Origin of the sequence: Chitinophaga filiformis (genome assembly GCF_900102545.1) — a bacterium.
GTDB lineage: Bacteria > Bacteroidota > Bacteroidia > Chitinophagales > Chitinophagaceae > Chitinophaga > Chitinophaga filiformis.
The window spans coordinates 232,825-248,483 of the sequence record NZ_FNBN01000006.1 but is presented as its reverse complement, the minus strand read 5'-3'; the positions used below and the strand labels follow the sequence as shown (position 1 = coordinate 248,483).

Here is a 15,659-nt window from a genome sequence, read left to right as displayed (position 1 = left end):
AACATCCTCCGGGCTATACCGGGGGATGTTCTCTTTTTTTGTGCCCGGTGTGTCGGGAGATGTCGATTTCCCATTGGTTGATCCCATTTCGTCCCCGGGGTTGCACCCAGCGCTATAAACACTGGGACTCCTGCCGGAGTCCTATTATATTTTGTTAATTGCGTTTGTTGTAATCTGTGACGCTTCGGTGTTGCCTACATTCCGTTTACCTGGGAATACCCCGTGTTACAAACATTCATCCCCCGGGTTACGCCCCGCGCTATAAACACTGGGACTCCGGCCGGAGTCCTATTATGTTTTGTTAATTGCGTTTGTTGTATAGGGACTGATCATCCTATAAATAAAAACGGCCGGACAACGTTCGTCATCCAGCCGCCTTTGCGGGTTTGTTAGTATTAAACGGACTATCTAACGTTTACCAATACCCGGATCTTTCCGGTGCCTTCCCCATTAAAATTCTCCAGTGCCTTGCCAATTACCTGACCGGGTTTAACCTTGTCCAGATCAGCCTTCATGGCATGCCCCGCCTTGCTCGAAGTAACCAGCAGATCACCCCTGCGGATAGCACCATTTTCACCGCATACCTTGGTAGGAATCACGCCTATCACACCCATCGGTACTTTGCTATCCAGGTCAGCATCAATATTTTCTTCTGTTAATAATACACCCGGTTTGGTCGCATATACGCCGGCAACCAGGGTAGAATAGGGTTTAGATGACAGCTCTACGGTTCTGTCGGCGTCTTCTGCGATTACCAGTACGTCGCCCGGACTATAAGCCTGGACATTGCCTGTTACATCAAATGCTTCCGCCACGTCTGCACCACTGTTTTGTGTACCGCCATTGAAGAAACCTCTTCCCGCCTTATTGATACGGGCCACATTGACACTGGAGCTCTGGAATACTGCGATACTACCTGAAGGCCCCTGGTGGTTGATCAGTTGGGTGGTGCCGGTACCTGTAGTCGTGATGTGCACCACTGGCTGGGAGTTGGCATTATTGAAATTGGCGAAACGGCCGGCCTTACCTGTTCCAAAATTGGGCACGAAACCGGAAATAGCATTACCGGATCCGTCGCAGCTAGCTTCCACACCATCTCCGGTACCACCGGCATTGGCAGTGATAGCATTACCTGTACCCTCTGTCAGTGCGAGTAGGGCGGGACCATTACCGGCCGGGTTGGAAGAATAGAACAAGCCTGCATAACCACCGGTACCGGAAGACTGACCATAGATGCCTGCAGTACCAAAATTGGCGAACATTGAATTGACCTCGCCTTTTACTGCAGGAGAAGTACCCGTGGTCCTGTCTACCTTGAAGCTGCCTGCAATGCCGTTACCTACGGTTTTTACCGTAATAACTTCATTAGTGTTGTTTTCATTAAAGATTTCGAATCGGCCTGCCTTACCTGTCGAAAATGTAGGTACCCAGGCGTAGAGAGCGTTACCGGCACCATCGATGTTAGTCTCCACACCGTTACCATCTTTTCCGGCATTGGCAGTGATAGCATTACCATTTCCATCTGTCAGCGCAATCAGAGACGCGCCATTACCTGAAGGGTTGGAAGCATAAAAGAGTCCTGCGCGGCCGCCGGTACCGGATGAAACACCGAAAACACCTGCTGCGCCAAAGTTGCCGAAGATGGTATTTACTTCCGCTCTTACGGCAGCCCCTACGCTGTTGGTATTATTCAGGAAAAAGGAGCTGGCGTTACCGAGGGTATTATCAGGAATATTACCATTACTGTTACTCACTACCTCCAGGATGTTTGCATCGATATTCGTCTGGTTGAAGTTCTCGAATCTTCCGGCCCTGCCAGTACTACCGCCTATGCCGACCTGTCCGTATACGCCAATGCCGGTGTTGCTGGTGTTGGTAGCAACAAAACCTCTTACGCCATAACCTCCACCATCATTACGACCAACTACTGCACCTGCGATATCAGAGGTGGTACGGCCTACCACTGCTTCACCGCCGCCGTTATTATCGCCCACCACACCGGCAGAGGTCTGAGCGCTGGTAATGCCATGTATACCAAAACCGGCAGCTGTGCTGCTACGTACACCCGCGCCATTGCCTGTGGTGGTCACATTAACTACAGTACCATTACCTACCGTTGAGGCACTCAGCGCCGTGTTATTATTTGCATTGTTGAAAATTGATATGCTGGCGGGAATACCATTATTGGAGGTGGCGGTTAAGCCTGTTCCGGTATTGCTGTTGGCATATACGCCGGTGCCATTGGCAGAGGCATTACCATATACACCAAGGCCGTTTGGCGTTACGCCATATACGCCCCATCCAGAACCGTTCTGAGAGCCATATACACCAATACCCAGACCACCGGTACCATTGTTAATCCCTCTTACAGCGGAGGAAAATCCACCCGGGGAGGTGCTGCTGATCAGCCCGAGTACAGCGCTGACATTGCTGGTACTTGTATTGTTGGCGCCTTCGATGGAAGTACCATCTCCATCGTTGGTGATGGAAAACAGGGTGGAGGCGTTGTTTTCAGTGGTAATGTAGGGTAATGTAAATCCGCCGCCTCCCAGTGGGGAAGGTGCCCAGCTTGCACCGTCATATTTTAGTACCTGTCCGGCGGCAGGAGCCGTATTGGAGACAGGGATATTTTGTAAGCGGACGACATTAGGATTAGGATAGGTTCCGCCAAGGTCTCCTCCTGCAGCTCCGTCAGGAGGCAGGGAGGTAGGGATCACACCGGAAGCCAGCTTCGCCAGCGTGATTGCTCCGTCGGCAACTACCGGGTTAGGGTAAGTGCCACTCAGGTCACCTCCGGCAGCAACACCGTTGATGTCGCCGGCAGGGCCAGCTGGTCCAACGGGTCCTGCAGGTCCAACAGGACCCGCTGGACCAATAGGACCAATCGGACCAATGGGTCCCACTGGTCCGGCGGGGCCAGCAGGACCAGCTGCGCCTGCAGGACCTACGGGGCCAATCGGTCCAACGGGACCTACAGGTCCGGCAGGACCGGGATCACCTTGTGCTCCGGCAGGGCCAACGGGGCCGATCGCGCCGGCAGGACCTACCGGACCAGCCGGACCCACAGGGCCGGGATCACCTTGTGCTCCGGCAGGGCCGACAGGTCCGATGGGACCAATAGGACCTATAGGGCCAGGTACCCCAGCGGGACCAACCGGACCTTGAGCACCTGCAGCACCTGCAGGACCAGCGGGACCGGCAGGGCCAGCATCACCTTGTGCACCGGCGGGACCTACAGGGCCAACAGGTCCAATAGGACCAACGGGACCAGGAGCACCTGCGGGGCCAGCTGCGCCTGTAGGTCCTGCAGGACCTACAGGCCCAACCGGACCGGCAGGACCTGCTGCTCCCTGAGGACCAGCCGGACCAGCAGGCCCCTGTGGACCCGTAGGGCCGGGATTACCATTAGCAGCATAAAGTGCATAAGGAACACTCATTAACTCGGAGGTGCCTAATGCTACAAAACCGTTACCGGTATTCACTTCTACTTTCAGATACTGATTCGCATTGGCCCAGGGCACTCCGGCGAATGTACCGGTAGAGGCACTTCCCTTACCAATCTGGAGGTTGAACAATCCCAGAGCGCTGGTTGCCACCTCATGGGTTTCTTCATATTGAACAGGGCCGGCTGCGGAGCCGCCCAGGATTGAAATACGTACGGAGATATTCCGATTGGCCACCAGCGTACCGTTAGGGTTACGGACTACCGCCTGGTAGTTCGTACCGGAAAGCCCATTCTGGGCATAGGTACCATAGGCGGCAGCCAGGAATATAAGCAGGAGATATAATTTCTTCATGACCATGTGTTTTGTATGCTTACAGGGGATTACTGTTTTTTGCGTTCAAATGATTTCTTAACCGGAGCGGCGGCAGGAGCGGCCGTTTTCGCAGGGGGCGTTACAACGGGAGCCGCTGTTTTTAAGGGTCCACTGCTTTCTGATTCATTTCCCTGTGTAGGGACTGCTGTTGGTGCCGGCAGATTGACCTGTTTCGCCTTTAGCGTTTTAGCAGCCTCCTCAACGTTGATATCTGAGGGATTTTTAGACGTGCTATTTGTCCTCAATGTTGCGGTACTACCCTGACGGGTGTTCTGCTGGGGACGATAGTTGGTAAAGATCTGCTCTCTTGTAGTGCGGGGATCTTTTGGTGCTTCTTTACTTTCTTTTTGTTGCAGTGCTGAAAAGTCCTGCTGGAATGATGGGAATAGTTTATCCCGGGTACGCTGCTGTGCTTTGGTTGCGCTTAAGCCGGAGAGAAGCAGCATCATCAACAGAATATATGGTTTCATATGTTGGAGGTTAATATAAATGATGAATACGGTGTTATGGACGGTTCGCTGAACCTATATGATAGGCTACTGAGAATTTGAGCGTTCTTCTCTGATAAAGACTATTCGCCGTAGGCATGATATAAGCCATATCTACAGAGAAGCCTTTGATACGGGTGCCAACGCCGGCGGAGAAATGCTGGCGGTAACCTTTTTGCGGATGCTCATAGAAGTAACCGGTCCGGATGAACAGCTGGTGCTGGTAAGTATATTCCAGGCCTGCAGCTATTGTAAACTCGCGGAGCTCTTCCTGGAAACCGCCGGGGGCATCCCAGAAGGAGGTGAACAGTGCTTCCGTCATACTGCGATTGGGGTCTTTCCCATCTTCTATTTCTCCTGTTGGCTGTCCGGTAGCATCCAGTTTATATGTAGGAGGCGTGGGGATCAGCAGTTTATTAACATCTGCCAGGACGGTGAACTGATGTTCGACGGTATTGACAAATGAATAACCGCCGCCAATGCGAAGGTTAGCAGGAAGGAAAGCCTTGCGGTCGCTATCATCGGTATAATTCAGCTTGGAACCGATGTTGGTAAAGGCGATACCCCAGCAATAACGGTTGCCGGCAGGGTCATTCTTAGCGTAGTTCTGTGAGTAGAAGCCTATATCACCTGCTACAGCGCTGGCTGGTTTCTGCTGAAGGCCATTGAAGCTACCCTGGCCAAGATCGCTGCGGATGTAACGTAGGGAGATAGCCAGCGAATAACGTTCGCCCAGTTTGCGGGCATAGGTCGCATCGATGGCGTATTCTTTAGGCTTGTACCGCTGCAGTTCGGTGCCGTTGTCATCTCTGAAGATGATAGTTCCATTGGTAAAATAGCGCATGGAAATACCTATGCCTTCTGTATTGTTATTGAAGTTTTTGAAGGCAGCGAGATAGCCCATATTGGTGCGCTGATCGCTGTTGTTGAGATCCCACATCCAGGGAGAATAGGAGGCGCTAACGCCCCAGTCGCCGGCGAAGACGATCTTGGCGGCATTGCCAAACAGAGAGTTGGCATCCGCCTCCAGTCCGGTCATGGCATCGCCGGTACCGCTGCTGCGGGCATCAGGGTTCACCATCAGGAAGGCGGCTCCGGTATTGATTGCCTTGATCCCTTTTGTCTGTGCCATCAACGGGCTGCTGTGGACAAGCAATCCGGCGGCACATAGCCATATGGTAAATTTTTTGATCATGATCGTTGTTTTGAAAGGTTATTGTATCACCAGTTTTTCCTGGTACATAAATCCGCCTGCTTTCACGATGAGAGTGTAGATACCTGCGGCGAATCTGTTGACTGGCAGGGTGATGAGTACCCGGCCGGCACCGTATGTACGGGTCTCCTGATGTACAAGCTGGCCGCCGCTGTTGACAATGAGCAATGCCACTGTGTTATTGGACAGCATGTCAAACTGGATCTTCAGGTTGGTGGATACAGGGTTAGGGTAGAGGAGCAGGTTGACAACAACTTCAGCACCTGCAGGAGCCGGGGGAAGTTCTTCCGGCTGATGAAAGCCCTGGGTCAGGAGCAGTGGTCCTTTCTGAAGAGAGCTGACGGTTATTTCGCCGATGGTATACTGGAAGAAATAATCACCGGAAGAGCCGCCTCCTCCTGCACTCGCGTTTACCTGCCTGTTGAGTATTAGCTGAGCCCGGGCGGCCGGAAAGCCACCGGCAGCAAGACACAACAGCAGGAGTCGTTTGTAGATAGTCCGCATGTGAGATATATTTGGGGGTGAATTAATAACAACGGCAAAAGCATCCCTGCATTACAATGACACAAACTGGGGGTATAAGGGGTAGGACATTAACAAGATCATATACAAATATGTTTTAAAGGGGAAAAAAAGGCAATGGGTAATTACTGGGCGGCGGAATTATTGCTAAAACCGGTAGGGGAATTTGGACAATTGGTTTTCAGGGAGATAGTGAGAGAAGGTTAGCTCGCGGAATTAGTGTAACTTTGCGCGGTTAATCATGGGGCAAATCCCCTTCTGTAAAGGAATTCTTAAATATTTATCTGGTAAGTTACCAGGTTTTATTTATTGGTAGAAATCATTTACCTTTGCCCCCCAAATTGCATTAGTAATACAGTCATTTTAATATTATGGCAGACTTAAAATTTCAAAGAAACTTTGGTATTGCGGCGCACATTGATGCGGGTAAAACCACTACCACAGAGCGTATCCTGTACTATACAGGTAAATCCCACAAGATAGGGGAGGTGCACGAAGGTGCTGCCACCATGGACTGGATGGCACAGGAGCAGGAGAGAGGTATTACCATTACATCTGCTGCTACTACCTGTTTCTGGAAATTCCCAACAACCCAGGGAAAGCTTCAGCCAGATACAAAAGAATACAAATTCAACATCATTGACACTCCGGGTCACGTGGACTTTACTGTAGAGGTAGAGCGTTCACTGCGTGTACTGGATGGTCTGGTAGCATTATTCTGCGCTGTATCCGGTGTAGAACCACAGTCTGAGACTGTTTGGCGCCAGGCTAACCGTTACCGTGTACCCCGTATCGGTTTCGTTAACAAAATGGACCGTGCCGGTGCTGACTTCCTGAACGTGGTAAAACAGGTAAAGGAAATGCTGGGTGCTAACCCTGTTCCCCTGATGCTGCCTATCGGTGCTGAAGATACTTTCAAAGGTGTAGTTGACCTGATCACCATGAAAGGTATTATCTGGGACGAAGAAGGTAAAGGTGCTACTTACCAGGAAGTTGAGATCCCTGCTGACATGAAAGATGAGGCAGAAGAGTGGAGAGCTAAACTGGTAGAAGCAGTTGCTGAATACGACGATACCCTGATGGAGAAATTCTTCGAAGATCCAAATTCAATCTCTGAAGCAGAGATCCACGAAGCTATCCGTAAGGCTACTATCGATATCGCTATCATTCCAATGCTGTGTGGTTCTTCCTTCAAAAACAAAGGTGTTCAGAAGATGCTGGATGCGGTTTGCCGTTACTTGCCTTCTCCTCTGGATATCGAAGCAGTAAAAGGTACTAATCCTGACACTGGTGCTGAGATCGAGCGTAAACCAGATGCAAAAGAACCATTCTCTGCACTGGCGTTCAAGATCATGACCGATCCTTTCGTAGGTCGTCTGGCGTTCTTCCGGGCTTATTCCGGTCACCTGGATGCAGGTTCTTATGTACTGAACACCCGTACTGGTAAGAACGAGCGTATCAGCCGTATCATGCAGATGCACGCCAACAAGCAGAATCCTATCGATTTCATCGAAGCTGGTGATATCGGAGCTGCTGTAGGTTTTAAAGATATCAAGACTGGTGACACCCTGTGTCATGAAGATAACCCAATCGTTCTGGAGTCTATGACTTTCCCAGAGCCGGTGATCCACATCGCTATCGAGCCCAAAACTCAGGCGGACATGGATAAAATGGGTATGGCTATCGCTAAACTGGTAGAAGAAGATCCTACCCTGAAAGCAAAAACTGACGAAGAAACCGGCCAGACCGTATTGAGCGGTATGGGTGAGCTTCACCTGGAAATCATCGTTGACCGTATGCGTCGCGAATTCAAGGTAGAAGTTAACCAGGGTGCACCTCAGGTTGCGTTCAAAGAAGCCTTCACTGCTAAAGTTGAGCACCGTGAAGTGTACAAGAAACAGACTGGTGGTCGTGGTAAATTCGCTGACATCCAGGTTGAGATCGGACCTGCTGATCCAGAATGGATGAAAGAGAACGACGGTAAGACTTTCCAGTTCATCAACGACATCTTCGGTGGTTCCATTCCAAAAGAGTTCGTACCTCCTGTACAGAAAGGTTTCGAATCAGCAATGAACCAGGGTGTACTGGCTGGCTATCCGCTGGACAACCTGAAAGTTCGTCTGTTTGACGGTTCCTTCCACCAGGTTGACTCCGATGCAGTATCTTTCGAGTTGTGCGCAAGAGCTGCTTTCCGTGAGGCTGGCCGTAAAGCTAAACCAGTTCTGCTGGAGCCGATCATGAAAGTAGAAGTACAGACTCCTGACCAGTACATGGGTGACGTAACAGGTGACCTGAACCGTCGTCGTGGTATGCTGGAAGGTATGGAAATGAGAAATGGTGTACAGGTGATCAAAGCTAAAGTGCCACTGAAAGAAATGTTCGGTTACGTAACTCAGCTGCGTTCAATGTCATCTGGTCGTGCAACTTCCATCATGGAGTTCTCTCACTATTCACCTGCTCCGAACAGCATTGCTGAAGAGGAAATTGCAAAAGTGAAAGGTAAAGTGAACGCTGACTAATTTTAGCAGATTCATATCAGACTTATAGAAAGAAGGGGTGCCTGTAAGGCATCCCTTCTTCGCTTATAGCGGCTTTCTCCTGGTTCCGGCGCCTGGCTGTTAGCTGCCATGCAACCTGCAAATATTGTAGCTATTGATGCCCGTTAACGGGCATTATTTCTTGCCTGTACGTGGTGCTATTATTATATAGCAACAGCTGTTTGCTGAATATTTTGTTTGTTCTCTCTCTATTCTGTTCATTTTCAATAACTTTTATTGCCGGTAAGTGTTACGTGGCATCAAATTTGGTAGCCCCTTCATATCCCACTTATCTTAATAAGTTATTAAGAGTCAAGGCATAATGTTTTCTCCCTATAGTGGGCATCTTTAATTTTTGATGGCAGCTATTTCTCAAATTAAAATTCAGAACATGAAAAAATTTTGTCTATTAACCCTGGCGCTCACTGCGGTATTCTTCGGCAGCACTGCAGTTGCGCAGACGCAACAAGGTAACCTCATGGTAGGGTCTGATATCACTGACCTGGGATTCAATTTTCAGAAAGAAAGTACAATTTTCCATTTCAATCTGAATCCTAAACTGGCCTATTTTATCAAGGATGATCTTGCATTGGGTGCCTACGTGAATTTTGGTCTTCAGACTACTGGTGGCAATGGAACGAATGTGGATTATGCTATTGGGGCATTGGCCCGTTATTATTTTCGCGATCCGAATGTGCGTAAGCTGGAGTTTTCTAAGCGGGTGCGTTTCTTCGGAGAGGCGAATGTAGGGTTTGGGGGTAGTAATCCAGCCAATGGAGCGTCTACGAATGGGGTACAATTGGGTATTGGGCCTGGATTATCTTATTTTATTACACCTAATGTTGCGTTGGATGCATTGGTGAAGTATGATGTGATCATAGGCGGTGGGAATTCGACCACCTCTCATCAGCTGAACCTGGGATTAGGTTTCCAGATTTTCCTGCCGACAGCACGTGCGCGGGCGATCATTCGTGAGGAGCAGGGGAAAAATCCGTGAATGAGATGAGAGTGGCGGGCTTGCATGCTATCTGAACGGTTTGAACGAACTCGTTGATAATGAACGGAAATGAATAGTATTTGAACGCTAATTGGATTTACCTTTATTGTGTTCGCGGGGCCTGTACTACTGCGGACTGGGATTCGCCGAAAACCATACAGAGTAGGCACGACACCCTCTTAAATTCACCCGTTATGACATCTGCTATTCTCGCTGCCATTCTCGGATTTGTGAAAACGATCCTGCGTGCTGTGTAAACTCAGCAGCCCTTGTTCTAAATGCTTTAAGCCCTGGCAATTGCCGGGGCTATTTTTTTTGTATAAATGAGCTGGTGAAAGTGACAGTAAGCAGGCTTTCTATTTAGTAAGTATTAGAAACTGAACAGAATGGTATAACTACCTGAAGGTGAATGATAATGAATGTTTTTAATTTATGACCAGCCTTTAAATTCGCGGCGGGATTAGATGATCATCTCCTTTGGGATTGCCGAAAACCAAAAACAGAGTAGGTATTAACCAACAGAAAAACCTGAAGCATGGATCTGTTAAATCAGTTACTGGCAACCCTTATTGCGTTGCTGAATTCTTTATTAGGCGGCCTGTAAGACAGGTTTCCTTTGTTCCCTAAGGAATTCTTTGCCGACCACGAGGGTGAATGGATTCCGGATTTTATTTGGAGCTCCCCGGCGTTGGGGGGCTCTTTTTTTGAACAGGGGATATTCTACTGTTTCCTGTTCATTATTGGTTAGTCTGTTCATTTTCTGTTCACTCCTTTTTTTGTCCGAACCGACTGATAATGAATGAAATGAATGACCGTTATTTCCGGGTATGCGCTTAACTTCGGCTCATGCTCCAGTAAGTGGTCTGCATTTGGGATTGCCGAAAACCAAGAAGAGAGTAGGCATAACCTTATGGAAAACCTTCGCAACTATGGATTTATTAAACCAGTTATTGGCTTTAGTTTTCGGCTTGCTGAATTCTTTGTTGGGGAATTTACCCATCTGAGGTTTGACAGGTTGAAAAATATTGCTTATTGCATTCCCAGACAGGACAGGCCACCGGTTCCCCGGAGGCCTGTTTTTTTTTAGGGGGAATGTGGAAATTGGGGTAGAAGCGGAGGTATACCGGGAGATAAGTGGGGCGGATTATGCCTGTGACGGCCTGAACAAGCATTTTTTTGGTATTTAGTTGAAAAACAGTATTTTGCTGTTCCTCGCCATATCTTCTTTGTGTAATATGAATGGCTGTCCTGGCCGGGTATGCACAATTCCTGATTTATTTTTCCACAAATTATTTGTGAAGTATAAAAAAACGGATTACCTTTGCCCTCCCAAATTGTAAGGGTAAAAACAAGAAGAAGTTCATTGCATATGTCTCAGAGAATTAGAATCAAGCTGAAGTCCTACGATCATAATCTGGTAGATAAATCTGCTGAGAAGATCGTTAAAACCGTGCGTAACACGGGCGCTGTGGTAACAGGTCCAATTCCTTTACCAACCGAAAAGAAAATTTTCACAGTGTTGCGTTCACCGCACGTTAACAAGAAGGCACGTGAGCAATTCCAGCTGTGCACGCACAAGCGTCTGCTGGATATCTACACTTCTTCTTCAAGGACAGTTGACGCGTTGAGTAAACTCGATTTACCTTCCGGCGTGGAAGTAGAAATCAAAGCGTAGGACATCGGCAGGTAGGCGAAAGGTCTGCCTGATTTGATTTAATATGCAGGTTGTTGCCTGGCAGAGGGACTGTATCACTTTTGCCGGACAGATAGCAACATACAAGTAAATATAGGCCATGCCTTCTGGGTGGCCGCCCAATAAAGCATTTAAACCGCCCATCCTGGGGATAGCAAGATCCACCCCCAGGCGCTGGGTAAAATATATATAATAATGAAAGGTATTATTGGTAAAAAGATCGGCATGACCAGCATCTTCGAACCGAATGGTAAGCAGACTGCGGTTACCATCATCGAAGCCGGTCCTTGCGTTGTAACTCAGGTAAAGACAGTAGAAACTGATGGGTACAACGCTATTCAAGTTTCATTTGGTGAGAAGAAAGAAAAGAACACTCCCAAAGCTGAACTTAATCACTTCGCGAAAGCAAGCACCTCCCCTAAAAGATTTGTAAAAGAGTTCCGCAACCCGGATGTACAAAAAGCTCTTGGTGAGACCATTACCACCGAAATATTTGCAGAAGGAGAAACTATTGAAGTAGTAGGTACTTCAAAAGGTAAAGGTTTCCAGGGTGTTGTAAAACGCCATGGATTCTCCGGTGTGGGCGAAGCTACACACGGTCAGCACGACAGAAGCAGGGCTCCTGGTTCTGTGGGTGGTTCCTCTTATCCTTCCCGCGTTTTCAAGGGTATGCGTATGGCTGGTCAGACCGGTAACGAACAGGTGAAAGTGAAAGGTCTGAAGATCCTGAAGATATTCCCTGAAAAGAATTATATCCTGGTAAGTGGTTCCGTTCCCGGCCACAATGGTTCAATCGTTTTAATCCAGAAGTAACATGCAAGTTGATATTTTAAATAAAGAAGGTAAGAAAACCGGCAGGACTATTGAGCTTCCTGAGGAAATTTTCGGTGTGGAGCCTAACAACCACGTTATTTACCTGGCTGTAAAACAGTATCTGGCCGCTCAGCGTCAGGGTACTCACAAGGTTAAGACCAGAGCTGAAGTGAAGGGCGCTTCCCGCAAACTGCACAAACAAAAAGGTACTGGTGGTTCCCGTAAAGGTAACATCCGTAACCCACTGTATAAAGGTGGTGGTACCATTTTCGGTCCAAAGCCACACAGATATGAAATTAAGCTGAACAGAAAGGTGAAAGATCTCGCTAAGATCTCTGCCCTGTCTACCAAGGCTAAAGAAAACAGCATCATCGTACTGGAGGATCTGAACCTGGATGCACCTAAAACCAAACAGTTTGCAGGTATCCTGGCTAATCTGAATGTAAATGTAGCAGGCCGTAAGACTTTATTCGTACTGCCTGAGTACAATGATAATGTTTACCTGTCTCTGAGGAACATTCCTACCGTGGATAGCGTAATGCTGAGCGATATCAATACTTATGATATCATGAACAGCAACTATATCGTTCTCACGGAGAGTGCTGCTAAGATCTTCACTGAAGAGCCGGTAGAAGCTTAATTAATATTACAAAAAACACAGCTTGCGGGCAACCGCAGCTCAAAGCTATAAAAGATGAAACTTTCAGACGTTTTAATCAAGCCGGTGGTAAGTGAAAAAGTGAACAAAGCCACTGATAAATTCAACCGCTACTACTTCATCGTAGATAAGAAATCCAACAAACTGGAGATCAAAAAAGCAGTGGAAGAATTTTACGGTGTGACCGTAGCTGAAGTGAACACTGCCGTAATGCCGGGTAAAGCTAAACAGCGTTTTACTAAGGCTGGCTTCATCGCTGGTAAAAAACCATCTTACAAAAAGGCGGTTGTTACACTGGCTCAGGGAGAAACTATAGATCTGTATGCTAACATATAGTGCTCATTCCTGCTACGCAGCAGGATGATGGATGTATATGCAGATCACTTTTTATAATAGAAACTAGTTAAACACGACACTAGATCATGGCACTGAAGAAATACAAACCGATGACAGCCGGTACCCGTTGGAAAATAGGCAACGCGTACGCAGAGCTGACCACGGATACTCCTGAAAAAAGCCTGCTGGAGCCTGTTAAGAAATCCGGCGGTAGAAACGTACAGGGTAGAAGGTCTATGCGCTACATTGGTGGTGGTCACAAACAACACTACCGTATCATAGATTTCAAACGCGATAAACACGATATTCCAGCTACAGTTAAGACTATCGAATATGATCCAAACCGTAGCGCATTCATCGCTCTGCTGAACTATGCAGATGGTGAAAAACGTTACATCCTGGCTCCTCAGGGTCTGCAGGTAGGTGCAACCGTAACAAGCGGTCCTAATGCAGCTCCGGAAGTTGGTAACGCACTGGTGCTGAAGAACATGCCTCTGGGTACTGTTGTTCACAACATCGAATTACAGCCTGGCAGAGGTGGTGCGATCGCAAGAAGCGCTGGTACTTATGCTCAGCTGTCCAACAAGGAAGAAAAGTATGCCGTTCTGAAAATGCCTTCTGGTGAGCTGCGTAAAGTGTTGATCACTTGTGCTGCAACAGTAGGTACTGTTTCCAACTCAGATCACGCGCTGCAGTCCATCGGTAAAGCAGGTGCTAACCGTTGGAGAGGTATCAAGCCTCGCAACCGTGGTGTGGCGATGAACCCAGTGGATCACCCGATGGGTGGTGGTGAAGGTAAATCTTCCGGTGGTCACCCAAGATCCAGAACAGGTAAATATGCGAAGGGTCTGAAAACCAGAAAGCCGCATAAGAGCTCTGACAAACTGATCATCAGCAGGAAAAACGGTAAGAAATTATAAAACTTAACGCCTTAACAGTTCCGCTGACGCAGCCAACGCTAAAGCGGAACTGGTAAAGCGGCAGGAATAAAAACAACAAGACATGGGTCGTTCCATAAAAAAAGGTCCTTACGTTGACCAGAAATTAGAGCAGAAAGTTGAGAAAATGAATGAAGGCACCAAGCGTACTGTTATCAAGACCTGGAGCCGTCGTTCTACTATCACGCCTGATTTTGTAGGCCACACATTTGCGGTACACAATGGCAACAAATTCATCCCTGTATACGTGACCGAGTTCATGGTTGGTCATAAACTGGGAGAATTTGCACCTACCCGCAACTTTAAAGGACACGCTAACAAGAAAATGTAGTAAATCGTTTGAAGTTTAAAGTTTGAGGTTTTGATTCACCTCTAAACCCAAACTTCGAACCTCAAATCACAAATTATAATAGAAAATGGAAGCAGTAGCTAAGCTTAACAATAATCCTACATCTACCCGCAAAATGCGTTTGCTGGCTGACCTGATCCGTGGTCTGGATGTAGAAAAAGCTCTGAATATTTTGAAATTCCATCCTAAGCATCCCAGCGTTCCTTTGGAAAAGCTGCTGTTGTCTGCCGTTGCTAACTGGAAGGTGAAGAACGAAGGCACAAGAGTAGAAGATGCTAATCTGCAGGTTAAGACCATCTTCGTTGATGGTGGCCGTATCCTGAAAAGAATGCGTCCGGCACCACAGGGTAGAGGTTATCGTGTTCGCAAGAGAAGCAACCACGTAACAATCGTTGTTGACAGCCGTCCTGCAGTGGAAGCAAAATAAAAGAAACTAAAACTATTTATCTAATAGACAAATAAACCAGAACATGGGTCAGAAAACAAATCCTATTGGTAACAGGTTAGGTATCATCAGAGGATGGGACTCCAATTGGTATGGTGGTAAAAAAGATTTTGCTGCCAAACTGATCGAGGATAACAAGATCAGGACTTACCTGAATGCCCGTATCAACAAAGGTGGCATTTCCAGGGTAGTGATTGAAAGAACTTTAGGTAAACTGATCATCACCATTCATACATCTAAACCTGGTATCATCATAGGTAAAGGTGGTGGAGAGGTAGACCGCATCAAGGAAGAGCTGAAGAAACTGACAGGAAAAGAAGACGTACAGATCAACATTCTGGAGATCCGTCGTCCTGAAATAGATGCTAACATCGTTGCTGAAACCATCGCTAAGCAGATCGAAAGCCGTATCAACTATAAACGTGCGATTAAAATGGCTATCGCAACTGCGCTGAGAATGGGAGCTGAAGGTATCAAGATTAAAGTAGGTGGCCGTTTAGGTGGTGCTGAAATTGCCCGTTCAGAAGAAATGAAGCAGGGGCGTGTACCTTTGCACACTTTCCGTATGGACATTGATTACGCTTCTTTGTTCGCACTGACTGTATATGGTAAAATCGGTATCAAGGTATGGATCTGTAAAGGTGAAGTACTGGGCGAGCGCGATCTGAATCCGAACGCTATTTCCGCTAAAGATGGCGAAGGCCGTTCAGGTGGTGGCGAAAGAAGAGGTGGCGACAACCGTGGTGGTGACAGAAGAGGTGGAGATAACCGTGGCGGTGGCGACAGAAGAGGTGGTGACAATCGTGGTGGTGGCCGCAGATAAGCTTACTTAACAATTTAACATTAACAATT

14 protein-coding genes are annotated in these 15,659 nt (G+C 47.8%); 10 read left to right on the top strand and 4 right to left on the bottom strand.

The genetic code is table 11. From position 1 onward, the window contains the following. Positions 1-404: 404 nt before the first annotated feature. Genes BLR32_RS23330 through BLR32_RS23315 form a run of 4 tightly spaced genes read right to left on the bottom strand, consistent with a single transcriptional unit; the run spans position 405 to position 6,023 of the window. Complete coding sequence (locus BLR32_RS23330; RefSeq protein ID WP_176842405.1) at positions 405-3,797, bottom strand: collagen-like protein; 3,393 nt, start codon at positions 3,795-3,797, stop codon at positions 405-407. A gap of 29 nt (positions 3,798-3,826) precedes the next feature. Further along, entirely contained in the window at positions 3,827-4,288 is a 462-nt protein-coding gene (locus BLR32_RS23325; RefSeq protein WP_089835267.1) for a hypothetical protein, read from the bottom strand. Between the two features lie 34 nt (positions 4,289-4,322). Beyond that, positions 4,323-5,501 (bottom strand): type IX secretion system outer membrane channel protein PorV, encoded by a 1,179-nt coding sequence (porV, locus tag BLR32_RS23320; protein WP_089835266.1) that lies wholly within the window; start codon positions 5,499-5,501, stop codon positions 4,323-4,325. Between the two features lie 18 nt (positions 5,502-5,519). After that, positions 5,520-6,023: a T9SS type A sorting domain-containing protein gene (locus BLR32_RS23315; RefSeq protein ID WP_089835265.1), complete on the bottom strand. Its 504-nt coding sequence runs from the start codon at positions 6,021-6,023 to the stop codon at positions 5,520-5,522. Between the two features lie 389 nt (positions 6,024-6,412). Here BLR32_RS23315 and fusA point away from each other — a divergent pair, with 389 nt between their 5' ends. From fusA to rpsC, 10 genes are all read left to right on the top strand, one after another. Continuing rightward, positions 6,413-8,560: an elongation factor G gene (fusA, locus tag BLR32_RS23310; RefSeq protein WP_218124239.1), complete on the top strand. Its 2,148-nt coding sequence runs from the start codon at positions 6,413-6,415 to the stop codon at positions 8,558-8,560. Between the two features lie 409 nt (positions 8,561-8,969). Beyond that, positions 8,970-9,575: an outer membrane beta-barrel protein gene (locus BLR32_RS23305; RefSeq protein WP_176842404.1), complete on the top strand. Its 606-nt coding sequence runs from the start codon at positions 8,970-8,972 to the stop codon at positions 9,573-9,575. Between the two features lie 1,369 nt (positions 9,576-10,944). Then, positions 10,945-11,250, top strand: coding sequence for a 30S ribosomal protein S10 (rpsJ, locus tag BLR32_RS23300; RefSeq protein WP_012789286.1), 306 nt, complete (start codon positions 10,945-10,947; stop codon positions 11,248-11,250). Between the two features lie 213 nt (positions 11,251-11,463). Then, positions 11,464-12,081 (top strand): 50S ribosomal protein L3, encoded by a 618-nt coding sequence (gene rplC, locus BLR32_RS23295; RefSeq protein ID WP_089835262.1) that lies wholly within the window; start codon positions 11,464-11,466, stop codon positions 12,079-12,081. Position 12,082: 1 nt separating this feature from the next. Continuing rightward, positions 12,083-12,721, top strand: coding sequence for a 50S ribosomal protein L4 (gene rplD, locus BLR32_RS23290; RefSeq protein ID WP_089835261.1), 639 nt, complete (start codon positions 12,083-12,085; stop codon positions 12,719-12,721). A gap of 54 nt (positions 12,722-12,775) precedes the next feature. After that, entirely contained in the window at positions 12,776-13,075 is a 300-nt protein-coding gene (gene rplW / locus BLR32_RS23285) for a 50S ribosomal protein L23 (protein WP_089835260.1), read from the top strand. An 86-nt stretch (positions 13,076-13,161) separates the two neighbouring features. After that, positions 13,162-13,995 (top strand): 50S ribosomal protein L2, encoded by an 834-nt coding sequence (gene rplB / locus BLR32_RS23280; RefSeq protein WP_089835259.1) that lies wholly within the window; start codon positions 13,162-13,164, stop codon positions 13,993-13,995. Positions 13,996-14,077: 82 nt separating this feature from the next. Then, positions 14,078-14,344: a 30S ribosomal protein S19 gene (gene rpsS / locus BLR32_RS23275; RefSeq protein WP_089835258.1), complete on the top strand. Its 267-nt coding sequence runs from the start codon at positions 14,078-14,080 to the stop codon at positions 14,342-14,344. An 85-nt stretch (positions 14,345-14,429) separates the two neighbouring features. Then, positions 14,430-14,789: a 50S ribosomal protein L22 gene (rplV, locus tag BLR32_RS23270; protein ID WP_089835257.1), complete on the top strand. Its 360-nt coding sequence runs from the start codon at positions 14,430-14,432 to the stop codon at positions 14,787-14,789. Positions 14,790-14,832: 43 nt separating this feature from the next. After that, entirely contained in the window at positions 14,833-15,630 is a 798-nt protein-coding gene (gene rpsC, locus BLR32_RS23265; protein WP_089835256.1) for a 30S ribosomal protein S3, read from the top strand. Positions 15,631-15,659: the final 29 nt, after the last annotated feature.